The 21661-nt window shown below is 75.5% G+C and carries 3 protein-coding genes; all 3 read right to left on the reverse strand.

Going from position 1 to position 21661, the window contains the following annotated elements; genetic code table 11:
- Positions 1 to 130: 130 nt before the first annotated feature.
- The 3 genes from P8A20_RS05485 to P8A20_RS05495 all read right to left on the reverse strand — a co-directional run bounded on the left by P8A20_RS05485 (position 131) and on the right by P8A20_RS05495 (position 21617).
- Entirely contained in the window at positions 131 to 10660 is a 10530-nt protein-coding gene (locus tag P8A20_RS05485) for an SDR family NAD(P)-dependent oxidoreductase (protein WP_306102990.1), read from the reverse strand.
- A 122-nt stretch (positions 10661 to 10782) separates the two neighbouring features.
- Positions 10783 to 10965 carry a hypothetical protein gene (locus tag P8A20_RS38920; RefSeq protein ID WP_306102991.1) on the reverse strand — a complete coding sequence of 61 codons (183 nt, stop codon included), beginning with the start codon at positions 10963 to 10965 and terminating at the stop codon, positions 10783 to 10785.
- Positions 10896 to 21617, reverse strand: coding sequence for a type I polyketide synthase (locus tag P8A20_RS05495; protein ID WP_306102992.1), 10722 nt, complete (start codon positions 21615 to 21617; stop codon positions 10896 to 10898). Before P8A20_RS05495 ends, P8A20_RS38920 begins: the two co-directional genes overlap by 70 nt.
- Positions 21618 to 21661 lie beyond the last annotated feature (44 nt).

Consider the following 21661-nt stretch of genomic DNA (forward strand, 5'->3'; position numbering starts at 1 on the left):
TCGGCCCTGTTCCCGCGCGGTGGGTGACTCGCCGTGCACGGGGCGGGTCACGCACCGGTGGGGACGGGGGCGGGTGGGCCCGGAGCGCGTGTACCGCGTCCCGGGCCCGCCCGTCCCGGCGTCCGGCGGTTCAGCCGAAGCTGCCAAGTTCGCCGTCGAGGATGCCGAAGAGCTCGTCGGCCGTGGCCGCCTCCAGCCCCTTCTCCCCGGTACCGCCGGCCTTTCCGGGGTCGGGCAGCTGCGCCGAGCCGTCCCAGCGGGCGGTGAGGGCCCTGAGCCGCGCGGCCACCCGGGCACGGCGTTCTTCGTCGAGCCCGTCGGAGCCGAGTACGTCGCCCAGCAGTGTCTCCAGCCGTACCACCTCGGCCTCGACGTCGACGAGTTCCTCGTCGGTCCCGGCCCCTCCCAGTTCCTCGAACAGGTGCTGGGCGAGCGCCTCGGAGGTCGGGTAGTCGAAGGTGAGGGTGGTGGACAGCCGCAGCCCCGTCTCGGCACTCAGGCGGTTACGCAGCTCCAGCGCGGCCAGCGAGTCCACGCCGAGGTCGCCCAGCGGACGTTCGGCGTCGACGGCACCCCCGGAGCCGTGTCCGAGGACGTCGGCCACGTGCCCGCACACCGTGTCGACCAGCAGCCGCCTGCCGTCCGCGGCGCCGAGCGCGGCCAGCCGCCGTGCCAGCGGCTCCGCCTCCTCCGGGGCGGCCTCCACCGCCCGGACGGCCCGGCGGGTCGGCGCAGACGCCGGTTCCAGGGCGCGGACCAGGGCCGGGGCGTCCTCGGTGACCTGGACGCGGATCGGCAGCAGCGACGGACCGTCGGTGGTCAGGGCCCGGTCGAAGAGGGTCAGAGCCCGGTCGGCGGGCAGCGGCAGGATGCCGTCGCGGGCCAGCCTGCGCATCTCGGCCTCGCCGAGGCCGGCCGCCATGCCGTCGCCGGTGTCCCACAGCCCCCAGCCCAGTGACAGGGCGGGCAGCCCCTCGGCCCGCCGCCGGGCGGCGAGCGCGTCGAGGAAGGCGTTGCCCGCCGCGTAGTTGGCCTGCCCCGCCGCTCCCAGGGTGCCGGCGGCGGAGGAGAAGAGGACGAAGGCGGCCAGGTCCAGGTCGCGGGTGAGTTCGTGCAGGTGCCAGGCGGCATCGGTCTTGGGCCGCATCACCGTCTCCGTACGCGTGGCGGTGAGATCGGTGATCAGACCGTCGTCCAGGACTCCGGCGGCGTGCACGACCGCGGTCAGCGGATGGGCTTCGGGAACGGACGCCAGCAGCTCGGCCAGCGCGACCCGGTCGGTGGTGTCGCAGGCGGCGACCGTGATCCGCGCGCCGGGGGCGACGGGCTCCTCCCACCCTTCCGCCTCCGGTGTCCGCCCGCCGCGGCCGGCCAGCAGCAGGTGCCGGACGCCGTGGTGCTCGGCCAGGTGCCGGGCGAGCAGACGGCCGAGGCTGCCGGTGCCGCCGGTGACGAGGACGGTGCCCTCGGGGTTCAGCGGGGCGGCCGGCACGGCCCGGGACTCGTCGATCCGGGTGAGGTCCGGCGTGTACACCGTGCCGGCGCGCAGGGCGATTTCGGGCGCGCCGGTCGCGATCGCGGCCGGCAGGACCGCGGCCGAGGCGTCGTCGCCGTCGGTGTCGGCCAGCACGAACCGGCCGGGGTGCTCGACGGCGGCTGACCTCACCATGCCCCAGATGACGGCCTGGGCCGGGTCCGGCGCCCCCTCGGCGGTGACGGCGACCGCGGACCGGGTGACGACGACCAGGGGGGTGCCGTCGGCCGGTTCGGCCAGGTGTTCCTGGAGCGCGGCGAGCGTGCGCACGGCGGTCCCGCGGGCGCGGGCCGGCAGGTCGCCGCCCGCGGGGTCGTCCAGGGTCACGGTCAGGATGCGTGGCTCGGCCGCCGCCCCGTCGGTGGTGACGTCCGCCTGTGTCCAGCGCAGGGCGAACAGGTCGCCGGAGGCGGGCGCGGCGGCGTTCAGCTGCTCGGCCGTCACCTGGCGGATGCGCAGTGACGCCGCCTCGGCGACCGGTGCGCCCGAGACGTCGTACAGACCGAGGGTCATGTGGTCGGTGCCGTGCGGGGTGAGCCGCAGCCTCAGGGCCGTGGCACCGGTGGCGTGCAGGGTGACGCCCTCCCAGGCGAAGGGCAGGGTCATGACGGTCGGGTCCTGGCCGTCGAGCAGGTCGATGGCGTGCAGCGCCGAGTCGAGGAGGGCCGGGTGCAGTCCGAAGCCGTCGGCCGCGTCGGCGTCGGGGAGGACCAGTTCGGCGCAGACCTCGTCGCCGAGCCGCCAGGCGGCGCGCAGGCAGCGGAACAGCGGGCCGTAGCCGTACCCCTGCTCGGCGAGGTGGTCGTAGAGGCCGCTCACCTCGACGGGGACGGCGCCCTCGGGCGGCCAGACGCCGAGGGGGGCGGGTTCCGGCGCGGCCGGCGGGGCGAGGACGCCGGTGGCGTGCCGGGTCCAGTCACCTGCGCTGCCCTCGGGCCTGGCGTGGACGGCCAGTTGCCTGCGGCCGTCGGCGTCGGGAGCCGCGGCGGTCACCTGGAGGTGCACGGAACCCCTCGGAGGAAGGACCAGCGGCCGTTCCAGGGTGATCTCCTCCACGTGCGGGCAGCCGGCGCGGTCACCGGCCTGGAGGGCGAGTTCCACGAAGGCGCTGCCGGGCACCAGGACGACTCCCGCGACGGAGTGGTCGGCCAGCCAGGGGTGGGTGGCCAGGGAGAGACGGCCGGTCAGCGCGACGGTGTCGGCGGCGGCCAGGGTGAGGGCGGCGCCGAGCATCGGGTGCCCGGCGGGCGACTGGCCGAGCCCGCCGGCGTCGGTGGCCGCCCCGGGCCCGTCGTCCAGCCACAGCCGCTGCCGCTGGAAGGCGTACGTCGGCAGGTCGACGCGCCGGGCGTCGGTGCCCTCGTGCATCCGCTGCCAGTCGGCGGTGAGGCCGCGTACGTGCGCGGTGGCGACGAGCGCCGCGAGGGTGACCTCCTCGGCGCGCTCGCGGCGCAGGGCCGGTACGAACGCCGATCGCTCGGGGTCGGCGAGCGCGTGCGGGCCCATGGCCGACAGGACGGCGTCGGGACCGAGTTCGAGGAAGGTGCGGACGCCGTCGTCCTCCAGGGCGCGTATCGCGTCCCCGAAGCGGACGGCCTCACGCACGTGGCGCACCCAGTACTCGGGCGAGCACAGGTCGTCCTCGGTGGCGTGCGTACCGGTGACCACGGGGATCGTGGGCGTGGCGTAGCGCAGTTCGCGGGCGGCCTTCTCGAACTCGGCCAGCATCGGGTCCATCAGGGGCGAGTGGAAGGCGTGGCTGACCCGCAGCCGCTTCGTACGGCGGTCCGCGAAGGCGGCGGCGACCGTGTCCACCGCCGCCCGCGTACCGGAGACCACGACCGCGCGCGGGCCGTTGACGGCGGCCAGGGACACGTCGGGGCCGAGGTGCGGCAGCACTTCGTCCTCGGTCGCGTCCACGGCGAGCATGGCGCCGCCCTCGGGCAGGGCCTGCATGAGGCGGCCGCGGGCGGTGACCAGCCGGGCCGCGTCGGCGAGGTCCCAGACACCGGCGACGTGGGCGGCGGTCAGTTCGCCGATGGAGTGGCCGGCCAGGCGGTCCGGTCGGATGCCGTAGGACTCCAGCAGGCGGTACAGGGCCGTCTCCACCGCGAACAGGGCACTCTGGGTGTAGAGCGTGTGATCGAGCGACTCGGCCGCGTCGGTGCCGGGTTCGGCCCACATGACCTCGCGCAGCGGTCGGTCCAGGTGGGTGTCCAGGGCCTCGCAGACCTCGTCGAGGGCCCGCCGGAAGGCCGGGTGGGTGTCGTACAGGCCGCGGCCCATGCCGGTCCGCTGGGCGCCCTGTCCGGTGAACAGGAAGGCGGTTCGGCCTGCGACGGGCCGGCCGCGCACGACGTGCTCGGTGGTGGCGCCGTCGGCCAGCGCGGTGAGTCCGGCCAGCAGTTCGTCCCGGTCGCGGGCGACGACCGCGCCCCGGTGGGTGAGGTCGGCGCGGCCCGTGGCCAGCGAGTGGACGAGGTCGGTGATCCGCTCGTCGGCGACCGCGCGCAGCCGGCCCGCCTGGGCGGCCAGCGCCTCGGGGGTGGCTCCGGAGACGACGACGGGCAGCAGGGGGGCCTGGATCTCCCCGTCGGACCGGGTGGTGGTGTCGTCGTCGGGCGCCTCCTCCAGGATCACATGCGCGTTCGTCCCGCTGATCCCGAACGACGACACCCCCGCACGACGAACCCGCTCACCCCGCACCCACTCCCGCTCCACATCCAACAACCGGACCCGCCCCGCACCCCAGTCCACCTTCCGCGACGGCTCCCCCACATGCAACGTCCGAGGCAACACTCCCTCCCCCAACGCCAACACCATCTTCATCACACCCGCCACACCCGCAGCCGCCTGCGTATGACCGATGTTCGACTTCACCGACCCCAACCACAACGGACGATCCACCGACCGCCCCTGACCGTACGCCGCCAACAACGCCTGCGCCTCGATCGGATCACCCAGCTCCGTCCCCGTACCGTGCGCCTCCACCACATCCACATCCGACGCCGACACACCCGCCGACACCAACGCCTGACGCAACACCCGCTGCTGCGACGGACCATTCGGCGCCGTCAACCCGTTCGACGCACCATCCTGATTAACCGCACTCCCCCGCACCACCGCCAACACCCGATGCCCCAACCGCCGCGCATCCGACAACCGCTCCAACACCAACACACCGGCGCCCTCGGACAGAGCCGTGCCGTCCGCCGCGTCGGCGAAGGACTTGACCCGGCCGTCCGAGGCGAGGTTGCGCTGCCTGCTGAAGTCGACGAACGTGTCGACGGTCGACATCACGGAGACGCCGCCGGCCATCGCCAGGCTGCACTCACCGCGCCGCAGCGCCTGCGCGGCCAGGTGGAGCGCCACCAGGGACGAGGAGCACGCGGTGTCCACGGTGAGGGCGGGGCCCTCAAGACCCAGCGCGTAGGCCACCCGGCCCGAGACGACGCTGGCGAGGCTTCCGTTGCCGAGGTAGTCGCGGACGGCCTCGGGGACGTCGCGCAGCCGGCTGCCGTAGTCGTGGTACATGACGCCGGCGAACACGCCGGTGCGGCTGCCGCGCACGCTGTGCGGATCGATGCCGGAGCGTTCCAGGGCCTCCCAGGAGGTCTCCAGCAGCAGCCGCTGCTGCGGGTCCATGGCGAGGGCCTCGCGGGGGCCGATACCGAAGAAGTCGTGGTCGAAGTCAGCTGCGTCGTGGAGGAATCCGCCCGAGCGGGTGCTGCAGTGGCCGGCCTTGCCGGGCTCCGGGTCGTACAGGGTGTCCAGGTCCCAGCCCCGGTCGTCCGGGAAGTCACCGATGCCGTCCCCGCCCTCGGCCAGCAGCCTCCAGAACTCCTCGGGGGTGGTGACACCGCCGGGGAAGCGGCAGGCCATGCCGACGATCGCCACGGGCTCGTCAGCCGCGAGAGCAGTCCCGGGTGCCGCGGCCCCGGGGGCGTCCCCGGCGTCGGCGCCGAGGAGTTCCGTCCTCAGATACCTCACCAGGGAGTCGGCGTCGGGGTGGTCGAAGACGAGGGTCGCGGGCAGCCGCAGGCCGGCCGCGCCGCCCAGACGGTTGCGCAGCTCGACCGCGGTCAGCGAGTCGAACCCCGCCTCACGGAAGGAGCGGCGCGGGTCGAGCACCATGTCCGCACCGTGGCCGAGGACGGCGGCCACCTGGGTGCGGATCAGCTCCATCAGCTCCGCGTCCCGTTCGGCGGCGCCCAGGGCGGCCAGCCGGTCGGCGAGCGAGGAGCCGGCGGTCCGGGCGGCGGCGGTCCGGCGGGCGGGCGCGGGTACGAGGCCGCGCAGCAGGGCGGGCACACCGTCGGCGCCGCGCAGGGCCCGCAGGTCCAGGCCGATGGGCAGCAGCAGCCGTTCTTCGGCGGCGAGCGCGGCGTCGAGCAGCCGCAGTCCCTCCTCGGTGGGCAGGGGCCGGACTCCCGCACGTGTCATGCGCTCGACGTCGGCGTCCGTGAGGTGGGCGGTCATGCCGGTGCGCTGCTCCCAGAAGCCCCAGGCGAGGGAGAGTCCCGGCAGTCCCAGGGAGCCCCGGTGCGCGGCGAGGGCGTCGAGGAAGGCGTTGGCGGCGGCGTATCCGGACTGTCCGGCTCCGTCGACGGTGCCCGCGGCCGAGGAGAACAGCACGAACGCCGCCAGGCCCGCGTCCCGGGTCAGCTCGTGCAGGTTCCAGGCCGCGTCCGCCTTGGGCCGCAGCACGGCGTCCAGGCGCTCGGGGGTCTGGTCGGTGACCAGCCCGTCGTCGAGGACACCCGCAAGATGCACCACGGCGGTCAGGGGGTGCGCGGCGGGCACTTCGGCCAGCAGCGCGGCCAGTTCGTCGCGCTCGGCGGCGTCGCAGCGTGCGACGACGACCTGGACGCCGGACTCGGCAAGGTCGGCGAAGTCGTCCGCCGAGGTGCCGCTGCGCCCGGCCAGGACCAGGCGGCGCACGCCGTGTCCGGTGGCCAGGTGCCGGGCGACAACCGCGCCGAGCACGCCGGTTCCGCCGGTGATCAGTACGGTGCCCTCAGGGTCGAGCGTGGCGGCGCTCCCCCTCACCACGGCGCGGGCGAGCCGGGGCACCCGGACGGTGTCCCCGCGCAGGGCCAGTTGCGGTTCACCGCTCGTGGCCGCGGCGCGCACGGCGGCGGCGATCCGCTCGTCGTCGTCCGCCGCCCCGGGGGCGGTGTCCACGAGGACGATCCGGTCGGGGTGTTCGCCCTGGGCCGCGCGCACGAGACCCCACACGGCGGCGCCCGCCAGATCGACGGGGCCCTCCTCGTCGGTGGTGACCGCGCCCGCGGTGAGGACCAGCAGCCGGGAATCGGCCGTGCGGTCGTCCGTCAGCCAGTCGTGCAGCGCGGTCAGGACCCGTCCGGTCGCCTCGCGCACCGAGGCCGCGGGGTCGTCGCCGCCGGCCACCGGCAGGACCACCCACTCGGGCAGCGGTGCGAGCGCGGCCGTGCCGCCCTCGGGCAGGACGGTGTGCGCGGGGGCCGCGGCATCCGGGACGGGCACCACGGGCCAGTCCAGCCGGTACAGGTCGTCGGCGCGGACCTGGGAGGCCAGTGCCCCGCCGTCGACCGGGCGGGAGACCAGGGCCTCGACGGCGGCGACCGGGGCACCGGTGGGGTCGGCCAGTTCCAGGGAGAGCGTGTCACCGCCGCGGAGGCGGACCCGCAGGGCGGTGGCCCCGGCCGCGTACAGCGACACACCGGTCCAGGCGAAGGGCAGCCGGGCCGTGTCCTGACCGTGCGCGCCGAGGCCGTCGGCGTGCAGGGCGGCGTCGAACAGGGCCGGGTGCAGGCCGAAACCGCCCGCGTCGGTGGGCAGTTCGACGTCGGCGTACGTCTCGTCGCCGCGCCGCCAGGCCGCGCGCAGGCCTTGGAAGGCAGGCCCGTAGTCGTAGCCGAGGGCCGCCAGTCCGGCGTAGGCGTCGTCCACCGGGACCGGTTCGGCTCCGGGGGGCGGCCAGGCCGCGAGGTCGAAGGCGGGCGGCGCGGACTGCGGTGCGAGGAGGCCCGAGGCGTTCTGGGTCCAGGCGGCCTCGTCGGCGCTCTCGGGGCGGGAGTGGACGGTCACCGCGCGGTGCCCCTGGCCGTCGGCGGCGGCCACGTGCAGCTGGAGCTGGACGGCGCCCCGCTCGGGCAGCAGCAGGGGTGCCTGAAGGGTGAGTTCGCTGACGTGTCCGCAGCCGAGGTCGTGGCCGGCGCTCAGCGCCAGTTCCACCAGCGCGGTGCCGGGCAGCAGGGTGGTTCCGGAGACCGCGTGGTCGGCCAGCCAGGGCGTCGTGGACAGCGAGAGCCGGCCGGTGAACAGAGTGCCGCCGCCGGCGACCGGGACGGCCGCGCCCAGCAGCGGGTGGCCGGCGCTCCGGAGTCCCGCGGCGGTGACGTCGCCGGCGGCCGCGGACCGGCCGAGCCAGTAGCGCTCACGCTGGAAGGCGTAGGTGGGCAGGTCCGCGGTCCGCACCGGCATCCCGGCGAACACCGGGGACCAGTCGACCGGGACGCCTGCCACGAACGCCTCACCCAGCGAGGTGAGCAGACGCTCGGCGCCTCCGTCGTCGCGGCGCAGCGAGCCGAGGCCGGTGACGGTCGCGTCGGCGGCGTCGGCGGTCTCCTCGATGCTGTTGAGCAGGACCGGATGCGGGCTGCACTCGACGAACACCCCGTAGCCGGCGGCCAGCAGGGTCCGGGTGGTCGGCTCGAACAGGACGCCCTGGCGCAGGTTGGTGTACCAGTAGCCGGCGTCCAGCGTGGTGGTGTCCAGCACGCTGTTGGTGACGGTGGAGTAGAAGGGCACGTCGGCGGCTCGCGCACGCACGTCCGCGAGGTCGGTGAGGAGCCGTTCGCGGATCGACTCGACGTGGGCGCAGTGCGAGGCGTAGTCCACCGGAAGCCTCTTGGCGCGTCCACCGTCGGCGACGATCGTCTCGCGCAGGGCGTCGAGGGCGTCGGCGTCCCCGGAGAGCACCACGGAGGACGCGCCGTTGACCGCGGCCACGGAGACCCGCCCGTCGTGGGCGGCGACGAGTTCACGTGCCCGGGACTCGGGCAGGGCCACCGACATCATGCCGCCCAGGCCGGAGAGTGCCTCGGCGATCGCCTGGCTGCGCAGGGCCACGACGCGGGCCCCGTCGGAGAGACTCAGCGCGCCGGCCACGCAGGCGGCGGCTATCTCTCCCTGGGAGTGGCCGATGACGGCGGCGGGACGCACACCGTGCGCGCGCCACACCTCGGCCAGCGACACCATGATCGCCCACAGGGCGGGCTGCACGACGTCCACCCTTTCCAGCGGGCGGCGTTCGCGCACGGTCGCGAGGAGATCCCAGTCGATGAAGGGCGCGAGGGCCTCGGCGCACTCGGTCATGGTGGCGGCGAACACCTCGGAGGCGTCCAGCAGGTCGGCTGCCATGCCCGCCCACTGGGAGCCCTGTCCGGGGAAGACGAACGCGATGCGGGACTCCCCCGCAGGCGCGCCGCGCACCACGCCGGACGCCGGGTCGCTCTCGGCCAGGGCGGTGAGGCCGGCGGTCACGGCGGCCGGTTCGGCGCCGACGACGACGGCCCGCCGGTCCAGTGCGGCGCGGGTGGTGGCCAGGGTGTGGGCGACGTCGGGCACCGGATCGGTGCCGGTCTCCAGGTGGTCCAGGAGGCGGCGGGCCTGCGCGGCGAGTCCCGGCTCGTCACGGGCGGACAGCACCAGGGGCAGCGGGCGGTCCCAGACCGGCTCCTCCTCGCGCGGCTCGGGGTCGGGCGCCGCCTCGACGATGACGTGGGCGTTGGTGCCGCTGATCCCGAAGGAGGACACGGCGGCGCGGCGTAGCTCCCCCGGGGCGGGCCACTCGCGTGGCTCGGCGAGCAGTTCGACGGCGCCGGCCTCCCAGTCGACCTGGCTGGTGGGCCGTCCGGCGTGCAGGGTCCGGGGCAGCCGGCCGTGGCGCATGGCCATGACCATCTTGATGACTCCGGCGACTCCGGCGGCGGCCTGGGTGTGCCCGATGTTGGACTTCACCGAGCCCAGCCACAGCGGTTCCTCGCGGTCCTGGCCGTAGGTGGCCAGGAGCGCCTGGGCCTCGATCGGGTCACCGAGCGGGGTGCCGGTGCCGTGAGCCTCGACGGCGTGGACCTGGCGGGGCTCCAGCCGGGCGTCGGCGAGGGCGGCACGGATGACGCGTTGCTGGGAGGGGCCGTTGGGGGCGGTCAGACCGTTGGAGGCACCGTCCTGGTTGACGGCGGAGCCCCGCACGACGGCGAGCACCTTGTGGCCGTTGCGGCGGGCGTCGCTCAGCCGCTCCAGGAGCAGCATCCCCACGCCCTCGCCCCAGCCGGTGCCGTCGGCGCCCTCCGCGAACGACTTGCAGCGGCCGTCCAGGGCGAGGCCGCGCTGCCGGGAGAAGTCGATGAAGGTGTCGGGGGTCGACATGACGGTCACCCCGCCGGCCAGGGCGAGGCCGCACTCACCGGTGCGCAGGGCCTGCACGGCCAGGTGGAGTGCGACCAGGGAGGAGGAGCAGGCGGTGTCGATGGTGACGGCCGGGCCCTCCAGCCCGAGGGTGTAGGACACACGGCCGGAGGCGACGCTGCCGAGGTTTCCGTTGCCCAGGTAGCCCTCGACGCCTTCGGGGACGTCCGTGAGCCAGCTGCCGTAGTCGTGGTACATGACACCGGCGTAGATGCCGGTCCGGCTGCCGCGCAGGGTGTGCGGGTCGATGCCGGCGCGTTCGAACGCTTCCCAGGCGGTCTCCAGCAGCAGCCGCTGCTGCGGGTCCATGGCGACGGCCTCGCGCGGGCTGATGCCGAAGAACCCCGGGTCGAACCGCGGCGCGTCGTGGAGGAATCCGCCCTCGCGCACATGGGTGCGGCCCGGCGCGTCGGGGTCGGGGTCGTAGATGGCGTCGACGTCCCAGTCCCGGTCCGCGGGGAAGTCGCCCACGGCGTCCACTCCGGCGTCGACCAGCTGCCACAGCTGTTCGGGCGTGCTGACGCCGCCCGGGTAGCGGCAGCTCATGGCGACGACGGCGACGGGCTCGTGCGCGGCTTCGGAGATCCGGTCGTTGTGCCGGCGCAGCCGCTCGTTCTCGAGCATGGCCTCACGCAGCGCCTCGACGATCTGCTCGACAGATGTGTCCACGGTCGGTGTCGCTCCCTGCTGACTCGGCGGCGCTGATGATGCGGTGAAGGTGGAGATGCGGTGGCGCGCCGGAAGCGGATCGCCGGTGCCGGACGCGGCGCGTCGTCCGGCACCGGGGCGGGTCACGCGGGGGTGCTGCGGTTCAGGGCGGCCCGCACCAGGTCCGCCACGCCCATGGACTTGATGTCCATGGGCTGCTCGGCGGCGGCCTCGGCCGGTGCGGGGCCGGAGAGTTTCAGGAGCTCTTCGAGCAGTCCCGCGTCGCGGATCCTCGCGACCGGGATGCGGGCGATGAGGTCACGCACCTCGTCGTCGGCCTGCGGGGCGTCGGGCTCCGGCAGGCGTCCGGGGCGAACCGTTCGAGCAGGTGGTCCGCCAGGGCCGTCGGGGTGGCGTAGTCGAAGATGAGGGTGGAGGGCAGGCGCAGTCCGCTGACCGCGTTGAGCCGGTTGCGCAGTTCGACGGCGGCGAGCGAGTCGAAGCCCAGCTCGGTGAAGGCGCGCCGGGGGTCGACGGCCCCGGGGCCGTCGTGGCCTAGCACCGCCGCCACCTCGGTGCGGACCGCTTCGAGCACCGTGTGTCCGTGGTCGGCCTCCGGCAGCCCGGCCAGGCGCTCGCCGAGTGTGCGGGTCCGGTCGTCCTGCACGGCGCGGGCGGTGACGCCGGCCAGGGTGCGCAGCACGGGTGGTACGTCGTCACCGCGGCGGCGCAGCGCGGCGGTGTCCAGCCGGACCGGCACCAGGGCGGGGAGCCCGGACTCCAGGGCGGCGTCGAACAGTTCCAGCCCTTCGACCGGGTCGAGTGCGCCGATTCCGGACCGTTCGATGCGCTGCACGTCGTCCCGGTCGAGGCCGGCTCCCATGCCGCTGCCGGCCCAGAGACCCCAGGCGAGCGAGGTCGCGGGGAGGTTCAGGCCGGCGCGGTGGGCGGCCAGGGCGTCGAGGAAGACGTTGGCGGCGGCGTAGTTGCCCTGGCCGGCGGCGTCGATGGTGCCGGCGGCCGAGGAGAACAGCACGAAGTGGGACAGGTCCCGGTCGAGGGTGAGTTCGTGCAGGTGCCAGGCGGCGTCCGCCTTGGGCCGGAGCACGGTGTCCAGGCGCTCGGGGGTGAGCGAGGGGACCAGCCCGTCGTCGAGTACGCCGGCGGTGTGCACGACGCTGTCGACGGGATGGTCGGCCAGCAGCGCGGCGAGTGCCGCCCGGTCGGCGACGTCGCAGGCGACGAGGTCGGCGCGGGCGCCCAGGGCGGCCAGTTCCCGGGCCAGTGCGGCGGCGCCGGGGGCGTCGGGCCCCCGTCGGCCGGCGAGGACCAGGCGGGTGACGCCGTGCCTGGTGACGAGGTGGCGGGCCACCAGGGCGCCGAGTCCGCCGGTGCCGCCGGTGACGAGGACCGTGCCCCAGGGGCGGCCGGTCTGCGGGGCGTCCGGTTCGGCGGCACGCGTCAGACGGGGGGCGTGGGCCCGGCCGTCCCGCCACATCACCTCCGGCTCGCCGGAGTCGAGGACGGCGGCGAGCGCGGCGCGGTCGGGTACGGAGCTGTCGGGGCCGGTCCGGCCGACGAGGACGATCCGGTCCGGGTCCTCGGCCTGGGCGGCCCTCAGGAGTCCGTGCACGGCGGCGTCGGCGAGGGTGCCGGCGGTGAGGACCAGCAGCGTCGAGCCGGCCCATCGCGCGTCGCCCAGCCACTCCTGGACGGTCGCGAGCGTCGCGTCCAGTGTGCTGCGCACCGCCGCGGGCACCTGCTCCGCGTCGTGGTGCGGGGCGCGTACCGGGAGGACGACGACATCGGGTGCGGGGCCGCCGATCGCGGCCAGTTCGGGGTGGGCGGGGGCGCCGAGGCCGGCGTCGTCGGGGCCGAGCACGGCCCAGGTGCGGCGCTCGGGACGCCCGGCCGCGTCCGGCAGCGGTTCGTCCCCGGTGACGTAGAGGGAACGCGCGCGCCCGGTGAGGCGTTCGGCGGTGACGGGGCGGGTGACGTAGGACTCGACGGTGGCCAGCGGCCTGCCCTCGGTGTCCGTCAGTTCGAGCCGGGTGCCGTCCTCGCCCGGGGTGACCCGGACGCGTGCGGTGAGCGCCCCCCGGCCGTCCGCGGTGACGCCGGTCCAGGCGAAGGGGAGGGCGATCGTGCCGGCGGGTGTGTCGTCGCCCGGCTCCTCCTCGGTGAGGGACGTGGTGTGCAGCGCGGAGTCCAGCAGCGCGGGGTGCAGGGTGTGCCGGGTGGCGTCCTGCCGTGCGTCGGCGGGCAGTTCGAGCTCGGCCAGGACCGTGTCGCCGAGCCGCCAGGCGGACCGTACGCCGCGGAAGACGGGGCCGTAGTCGTAGCCCTCGGCGTGCAGGCGCGGGTAGAGACCGGCGGTGTCGAGCGGGACGGCGCCCGGTGGCGGCCAGACACCGTCCGGTGCCGTCCCCGTGCCGGTGAGGGCACCGGTGGCGGTGAGGGTGCCGGTCGCGTGCCGCGTCCAGCCCTCGTCCTCGGGTGCGTTCCCGGGCCGGGAGTGGATCTCCACGGAGCCGTCGGGCCGTGCGGCGACCTGGAGGTGGACGGCGCCGTCCCCGGGGAGCGCCAGCGGGGCCTGGAGGGTGAGTTCCTCCAGGACGGGCCGGCCGGTCAGCCGGCCGGCGTGCAGGGCGAGATCGACCAGGGCGGCACCCGGTACCAGCACCGAACCGAGCACGGCGTGCTGGGTGAGCACCGGGTGGGTGGCGGTGGAGATCCGTCCCGTGAGCAGCAGTCCGCCGTCACCGGGCAGGTCCAGCCGGGCGCTGACGAACGGGTGGTCGGCGGTGGCCAGCCCGTGCCCGGCGGCGTCGCCCCTGGCCGTGGTCGTCGGCAGCCAGTAGTGGCGGTGTTCGAAGGCGTAGGTGGGCAGTTCGGCCGGGCGGCCCGTGTAACCGTCGTACAGGCGGGCCCAGTCGACGTCCGTGCCCCGGGTGTGCACCGCGGCCAGCGCGGCGAGCAGACCGGGGACCTGGGCGGTGTCCTTGCGGGCCGTGGGGACGAACTCGGTCCCCTCGGCGTCGGGGAGGCAGTCCGGGCCCAGGGCCGTCAGCACGGGTGCGGCGCCCAGTTCGAGGAAGGTGTCGACGCCCTGCGCGGCCAGTGTCCCGACGGCGTCGGCGAAGCGCACGGTCTGCCGTACGTGCCGCACCCAGTAGTCGGCGGAGCCGAGTTCGGCGGCCGTCGCCTGGACACCGGTGAGGGTGGACACGATCGGCAGGACCGGTTCCGCGGCAGGGAGGGCCGCCATGACCTGGCGGAACTCCTCCAGCATGGGCTCCATGCGGGGGGAGTGGAAGGCGTGCGAGACGCGCAGCCGCCGGGTGGTCGCGAAGTGCGCGGCGACGGCGGTGACGGCGTCCTCCTCCCCGGAGACGACCACGGCGCGCGGGCCGTTGACCGCGGCGATCCCGCACCGTTCGTCCAGCAGCGGCACCACCTCCTCCTCCGTGGCCTGTACGGCGATCATCGCGCCGCCCCCGGGGAGCGACTGCATCAGCCGGCCGCGTGCCGCGACGGCGGTCACGGCGTCCTGCAGCGTCCAGACCCCCGCCACGTGCGCGGCGGCGAACTCGCCGACGGAGTGGCCGGCCAGCCACGCGGGCCGCACCCCGAACGACTCCAGCAGGCGGTGGAGGGCGACCTGGGTGGTGAACAGGGCGGCCTGGGTGTAGGCGGTCTGCTCCAGGATGTCGGGGTGGTCACCGAGGACCACCTCGGCGAGCGGCCGTTCCAGGTGCTTGGCGAAGAGTTCGGCGACGCGGTCGAAGTGCTCGGCGTAGACGGGGTAGGCGTCGTACCAGTCGCGGCCCATGCCGGGCCGCTGGGCGCCCTGCCCGGAGAAGAGGTGGGCGAGGGTGCCGTCGGTGGCGGCGCCGGTGACGAGCAGGCCGGGAGCCTCGTGTCCCCGGGCCAGGGCGTCCAGCGCTTCGGCGGTCCGCGGCTCGTCGGTGGCCAGGACGACGGCGCGGTGGGGGTGGGTGGTGCGGGTGGTGGCGAGGGCCAGGCCGAGGTCCGCGGGTGCGGTGCCGGTCAGGTCCCGCAGCCGGGCGGCCTGGCCGCGCAGTGCCTCGGGCGAGCGCGCGGAGACCGCGAGGGCGAGCACGGGCGGCACGGTGACCGGGTCGGGCTCCGCGGTCTCCGGCTCGTCGGCGGTGAACTCCTCCAGGATGACGTGGGCGTTGGTGCCGCTGATCCCGAAGGAGGAGACACCGGCGCGGCGCGGCCGGTCCGGGGCGTGCCAGGGCCGCTCGTCGGTGAGGAGCCGCACCGCCCCCGCCGTCCAGTCCACCTGGGGAGAGGGTGCGTCGACGTGGAGGGTCCGCGGCAGGGTGCCGTGCCGCATCGCCATGACCATCTTGATGATGCCGGCGATGCCGGCGGCGGCCTGGGTGTGCCCCATGTTGGATTTGACGGAGCCCAGCCACAGCGGCTCGTCTTCCGGCCGCTCCTGTCCGTAGGTGGCCAGCAGTGCCTGCGCCTCGATCGGGTCGCCGAGCGTGGTACCGGTGCCGTGCGCCTCGACGGCGTCGACGTCGGCGGTGGTGAGCCCGGCGGCGCTCAGCGCGGCGCGGATCACACGCTGCTGGGAGGGGCCGTTCGGGGCGGTCAGGCCGTTGGACGCCCCGTCGGAGTTGACGGCGGAGCCGCGCACCGTGGCCAGCACCCGGTGGCCGTTGCGACGGGCGTCGGAGAGGCGTTCGACGACGAGCATGCCGACGCCCTCGCCCCAGCCGGTGCCGTCGGCCGCCGCGGCGAACGACTTGCAGCGGCCGTCGGCGGCCAGGCCGCGCTGCCGGGCGAAGTCGACGAAGGTGTCGGGGGTCGACATGACGGTGACGCCGCCCACCAGCGCGAGGTCGCACTCGCCCTGCCGCAGGGCCTGCGCGGCGAGGTGCAGGGTGACCAGCGAGGAGGAGCAGGCGGTGTCGACCGTGACGGCCGGCCCCTCCAGTCCGAGGGCGTAGGCGACCCGGCCGGAGACGACGCTGCCCAGGCTGCCGTTGCCGAGGTAGGCGGCGAGGTCGTCGGGGACGTCGGTCAGCCAGGTGCCGTAGTCGTGGTACATGACGCCCGCGAAGACACCGGTGCGTGAGCCCCGCAGGGCCGCCGGGTCGATCGCGGAGCGCTCCAGAGCCTCCCAGGAGACCTCCAGGAGCAGGCGCTGCTGCGGGTCCATGGCGGTGGCCTCGCGCGGGCCGATGCCGAAGAAGCCGGGGTCGAAGTCGGCCGCGTCGTAGAGGAAGGCACCCTCACGGGTGTACGTGCGGCCGGGGGTTCCGGGCTCGGGGTCGTACAGGGTGTCCGTGTCCCAGCCGCGGTCGGCGGGGAAGTCGCCGACCGTGTCGACGCCGTCGGCGACGAGGCGCCACAGGTCCTCCGGGGAACGGACGCCGCCGGGGTAGCGGCAGCCCATGCCGACGATGACGACGGGGTCGTCGCTGTCGGCGGGGCGCGGTCCGGGAGCGGGCTCGCCGGAGGGCCGCGAGGTGCCGTAGAGGGCGTCCCGGACGTGGTCGGCGAGGGCGCGCGAGGTGGGGTGGTCGAAGACGAGGGTGGCCGGGAGCCGCAGTCCGGTGACGGTGTTGAGCCGGTTGCGCAGTTCGACGGCGGCCAGCGAGTCGAATCCCAGCTCGGTGAAGGCCCGCCCTGGGTCGATGGCCGACGGTGAGTCGTGCCGCAGGACCGCGGCCACCTCGGTGCGGACCAGGTCCAGCAGGGCGCGTTCCCGGTCGGCGGCGGGCAGGTCGGCCATCCCCCGCTCCTGGTGGGGCGCCGTGTGGGCGGCGGCCCGGCGGGTGACGGGTCGGACGAGGCCGCTCAGCAGCGGTGGCGGTCCGCCGGGCCGGCGGCGTACGGCGGCGGCGTCGATCTCCACGGGGACGAGGTGGGGGCTGCCGGAACGGACCGCGGCGTCGAAGAGCCGCAGGGAGTGGTCGGCGGACAGTCCGGGGACCCCGTAGGCGGCCACGCGCTCCAGGGCGGCGGTGTCCAGGGCGGCGCCCATGCCGGTGCCGGTGGCCCACAGGCTCCAGGCGAGGGCCGTGGCGGGCAGTCCGTGCGCCGCGCGGTGGGTGGCGAGGGCGTCCAGGTAGGCGTTGGCGGCGGCGTAGTTGCCCTGGCCCGGACCGTCGAGGACGGCGGCGAGCGAGGAGAACAGCACGAAGTGCGACAGGTCCCGGTCGAGGGTGAGTTCGTGCAGGTTCCAGGCGCCGGTGGCCTTGGCGTGGAAGACCTCGTCGACCATGCCGTCGGTGAGGCTCTCGACGATGCCGTCACGCACGGTTCCCGCGGCGTGGACGACGGAGTCGACCGGGTGCCGGGCCAGCAGGTCGCGCAGCGCCTCCCGGTCGCCGACGTCGCAGGCTGCCACGGTCACCTCGGCGCCCAGCGCGGTCAGTTCGGCGTGCAGTCCGGGGGCGTTCCCCCGGCGGCCGGCGAGGACCAGCCGGCGCACACCGTGGGCGCGCACCAGGTGGTGGGCGAGCAGAGCGCCGAGGCCGCCGGTGCCGCCGGTGATCAGGACCGTGCCCCAGTCGGCGGCAGGCCGGGGTGCGGCGGCCGGCTCGGCTGCCAGCCGGGGCACGGTGAACCGGCCCCCGGCGAGCGAGAGTTCGGGCTCGCCGGTGGCGAGCACCTGGCGCAGCTCCGCCTCGGAGGGCAGCCCTTCGTGCTCGATGAGGACGTAACGGCCAGGGTTCTCGGCCTGCGCCGAGCGCACCAGACCGCGTACGGCGGCGTGGGCGGGGCTGCCGGGCGGGGTGACGAGGACGAGGCGGGTCCCGGACGCCCGTTCGTCCGACTGCCAGGTCCGCAGCAGGCGGAGGGTGTCGAGGACGTGGGCGCGCGCCTCGGCGGCGCCGGCGGCCGCCGGGCCGGCCGGGCGGTACAGCACGGCGTCCGCCGCGGGGGCTTCGAGCAGCGCGTCCACGGCGCGGGCGAGCGCGTCCTCTGCGGGACCGCCGTCGGACGGACCGTCCGGGTGGGGGGCGGCGGCGAGGACGGCGGTGCGCAGGGGCGCGGTGGTCGTCGGCCGGGGGTGCGACGACCACTGAACGGCGTACAGGACGTCGTCGTCGTCGGGTACCGGCAGCGAGGTCATGGCCTCGATGTCGGCCACGGGGACACCGGTGGTGTCGAAGAGGTGCAGGCCTATGGTGTCGCCTTCGCCGCGGGTGATCCGTACGCGCAGGGCAGGGGCGCCGGTGGCGTGCAGCCGGACGCCGGTCCAGGCGAAGGGCAGGAGCACCTCGCCGCGCGGCGGGGCGTCGAGGTCGGCGGCGTGCAGCGCGGCGTCCAGCAGCGCGGGGTGGAGCCCGAAGCGCGCGGCGTCGGCGGTGGCGTCCCCGGGCAGGGCGACCTCGGCGAGGACGTCCTCGCCGTGCCGCCAGGCGGCGCGCAGGCCCTGGAAGACGGGGCCGTAGGCGTAGCCCTGGTCGGCGAGGTCCGCGTAGACCTCCGTGGTGTCCAGGGGTTCGGCGTCCGGCGGCGGCCAGGAACCCGGTTCGGTGACGGCGTCCGGCGCGGCGGTGTCGGCGTCGGTGAGCACACCGGCCGCGTGCCGGGTCCAGGGCGCGTCCTCGTCGGCGCGCGAGTGGACGGTGACGGTGCGGCGTCCGGAGTCGTCGGGTTCCCCGACGGCCACCTGGACGGCGACGTGCTCGTCCGCGGCGAGCACCAGCGGGGCGCCGAGGGTGAGTTCCTCCAGCTCGGTGGCGCCGACGTGGTCGCCCGCCCGCAGGGCGAGTTCGACGAAGGCGGTGCCGGGCATCAGCACGCGTCCGGCGATCACGTGGTCCGCGAGCCAGGGGTGGGTGCGGGTGGAGAGCCGCCCGGTCAGGACGACGCCCTCCGCGCCGACCGCGACCACGGCCGCCAGCAGCGGGTGCCCGGCCGCGGTCTGCCCCAGGCCGGCCGCGTCGGCGGGGGTGCCCGGCTCCAGCCAGAAGCGGCGCCGCTGGAAGGGGTAGCCGGGCAGCTCGACGCGGCGGGCGTCCCGGCCGGCGTGGTGGCGTGCCCAGTCGACGGGGACGCCGCGGGCGTGGGCCGCGGCGAACGCGCCGGCGGCCTCGCGTGCCTCGGGCCGCTCGCGCCGCAGCACCGGCAGGAAGGCCGTGCCGGGCGCGTCCGTGCAGTCGGGGCCCATGGCGGTCAGCACCGCGTCGGGGCCGATCTCCAGGAACGTCCGGACACCGGCGTCGGAGAGCCACCGCACGGCGTCGTGGAAGCGGACCCTGGCGCGGACGTGTTCCACCCAGTACCCGGGATCGCACAGTTCACGGCCGACGGGGGCGCCGGTCACCGTCGACACGACCGGCACGGTGGGTTCGGCGTAGTCCAGTACCTGCGCGACCCGGCGGAACTCCTCCAGCATCGGTTCCATCAGCGGCGAGTGGAAGGCGTGGCTGACGCGCAGGCGCTTGGTGTCGTGCCCGCGGGCGGCGAGTTCGCCGGCGATGCGCTCGACGTCGTCGAGGTCGCCGGACACGACGACGGAGGCGGGGCCGTTCACGGCCGCGATGCCGGTGCGCCCGGTGAGCAGCGGCGCGACGTCGCTCTCGGTGGCGCGGACCGCGACCATGGCGCCGCCCTCGGGCAGCGCCTGCATGAGCCGGCCGCGCGCGGCGACCAGGATGGTGGCGTCCTGCAGCGTGAGGACCCCGGCCACGTGCGCGGCGGCGATCTCGCCTACGGAGTGCCCGGCGAGGTGGTCCGGTCGCATCCCCCAGCTCTCCAGCAGCCGGTGCAGGGCGACTTCGACGGCGAACAGGGCCGGCTGCGCGTACTCGGTGCGGTGCAGCAGCTCCGCTTCGGGTGTGTCCGGCCGGGCGAACAGGACGCTCTTGAGCGGCCTGGGGAGCTGGAGGTCGAAGTGGGCGCAGACGTCGTCGAGGGCGTCGGCGAACGCGGGGTGGGCGGCGGCGAGTTCACGGCCCATGCCGACGCGCTGGCTGCCCTGGCCGGTGAACAGGAAGCCGAGTTCGCCGCCCGCCCGTGCGACTGCGGGGGTGCTGCCTGTGGCCACGCCGGTGAGTGCCGCCCGGAGCTCGGCGCGGTCGGCGGCAACGAGGACGGCCCTGTCGGGCAGGGCGGCGCGGGTGGTGGCCAGGGCGTGGGCGAGGTCGGCCGGTTCCGTGGCCTCGGCCAGCGGCAGCAGGTCGGCGGCGCGGGCCCGAAGGGCGGTCTCGCCGCGGGCGGACAGCGGGAAGACGAGAGGGACCTGGACGCCGTCGGTGGCGTTCCCGGTATCGCTCCCGTGGGCGAGGTGCGTCGCGTCCGGGTCCGGGGCACCGGCCGGGTCCTCGGCTCCGCTCCCGGCGTCCGGCTGCTCCAGGATGACGTGTGCGTTGGTGCCGCTGACGCCGAAGGAGGAGACCCCCGCCCGGCGTGGACGGCCGGTCCGGGGCCAGGGCCGCTGCTCGGTGACCAGTTCGACGCTGCCGGACGCCCAGGCGGCGTGCGGAGTGGGGGCGTCGACGTGCAGGGTCGCCGGGACCTGACCGTGCCGCATGGCGAGGACGGTCTTGATCACGCCGGCCACGCCGGCGGCGGCCTGGGTGTGCCCCAGGTTGGACTTGACCGAACCGAGCAGCAGCGGGGCCCCGTCCGGGCGGCCCTGGCCGTAGGTGGCCAGGAGAGCGGTCGCCTCGATGGGGTCGCCGAGGCGGGTGCCCGTACCGTGCGCCTCCACCACGTCGACGTCGGCGGGTCCGAGTCCGGCGACGGCCAGCGCCCGGCGGATCAGCCGTTGCTGCGCGGTGCCGTTGGGGGCGGTGAGCCCGTTGGAGGCACCGTCCTGGTTGACGGCGGAGGACCGTACGACGGCGAGCACCTGATGGCCGTTGCGGCGGGCGTCGGAGAGCCGTTCCAGGACGAGGACACCGACGCCCTCGGCGAAGCCCGTGCCGTCCGCGGCGGCGGCGAAGGCCTTGCAGCGGCCGTCCGCGGACAGGCCGCGCTGCCTGCTGAACGCGGTGAAGACACCTGGCCCGCCCATCACCGCGACCCCGCCGGCCAGCGCGAGTGACGACTCGCCCTGCAGCAGCGAGCGGCAGGCCAGGTGGACGGCGACCAGGGAGGCGGAGCAGGCGGTGTCGACGGTGACGGCCGGCCCCTCGGTGCCCAGCACGTAGGCGACCCGGCCGGAGATGACGCTGGAGGCGTTGCCGGCCAGCAGATGGGCGTCGAGTCCGTCCGGCGCGTCGTGCAGGCGCGGACCGTACTCCTGCACCTCGGCCCCGAAGAACATGCCGGCCGCGGTGCGGCGCAGCGTGGTGGGGTCGATGCCGGCGTCCTCCAGGGCAAGCCAGGAGGTCTCCAGGACCAGTCGTTGCTGCGGGTCCATGGCCATCGACTCGCGCGGGCTGATACCGAAGAACTCGGCGTCGAACTCGGTGGCCGTGTCGAGGAACCCGCCGGTACGGGCGTAGGAGCTGCCGGGGACGTCCGGGTCCTCGTCGAAGAGCTGCTTCAGGTCCCAGCCCCGGTCCTGGGGGAAGTCGGAGAGCACCTCGCCGCCGTCGGTCAGCAGGCGCCAGAGGTCGGCCGGGGTCTCGATGCCCCCGGGGAAGCGGCAGCCGATGCCGACGATCGCCACGGGTTCGTCGGCGAGGCCGTCACCGGCCGGCTCCGGGGCGGCGTCCTGCGGGGCGCCGTCCCCTGCCAGCAGCCGGTCGGCCAGATCGCGCACGGTGGGGCAGTCGTAGGCGAGGCCGACCGGCAGGTCGAGGCCGGTCCGCTCGGTCAGCCTCCGGTGCAGGTCGACCGCCGCGAGCGAGTCGAGCCCCTGTTCCGCCAGCGGTACGGACGGGTCCAGGGTCTGCGCGGTGCCCGGCCTGGCCGCCTCGACCGCCTCGGTCACGGCGGTGCGCACCAGATCCGTCACGAGTCTGCGGTGCTGCGTCGGTGCGGCCTCGGCGAGCAGTCGCGCCAGGGGTGATTCGGATCCGGGCCCGTTCATCCACGCATCTCCACTTTCGACCGACACCGTTTTCCACCTTTTTT

Origin of the sequence: Streptomyces sp. Alt3 (genome assembly GCF_030719215.1) — a bacterium.
GTDB classification, from domain to species: domain Bacteria; phylum Actinomycetota; class Actinomycetes; order Streptomycetales; family Streptomycetaceae; genus Streptomyces; species Streptomyces glycanivorans.

Coding starts and splice junctions, on each gene's coding strand:
- P8A20_RS05495 (WP_306102992.1), bottom strand. CDS start 21,617: ATGAACGGGCCCGGATCCGAATCACCCCTGGCGCGACTGCTCGCCGAG.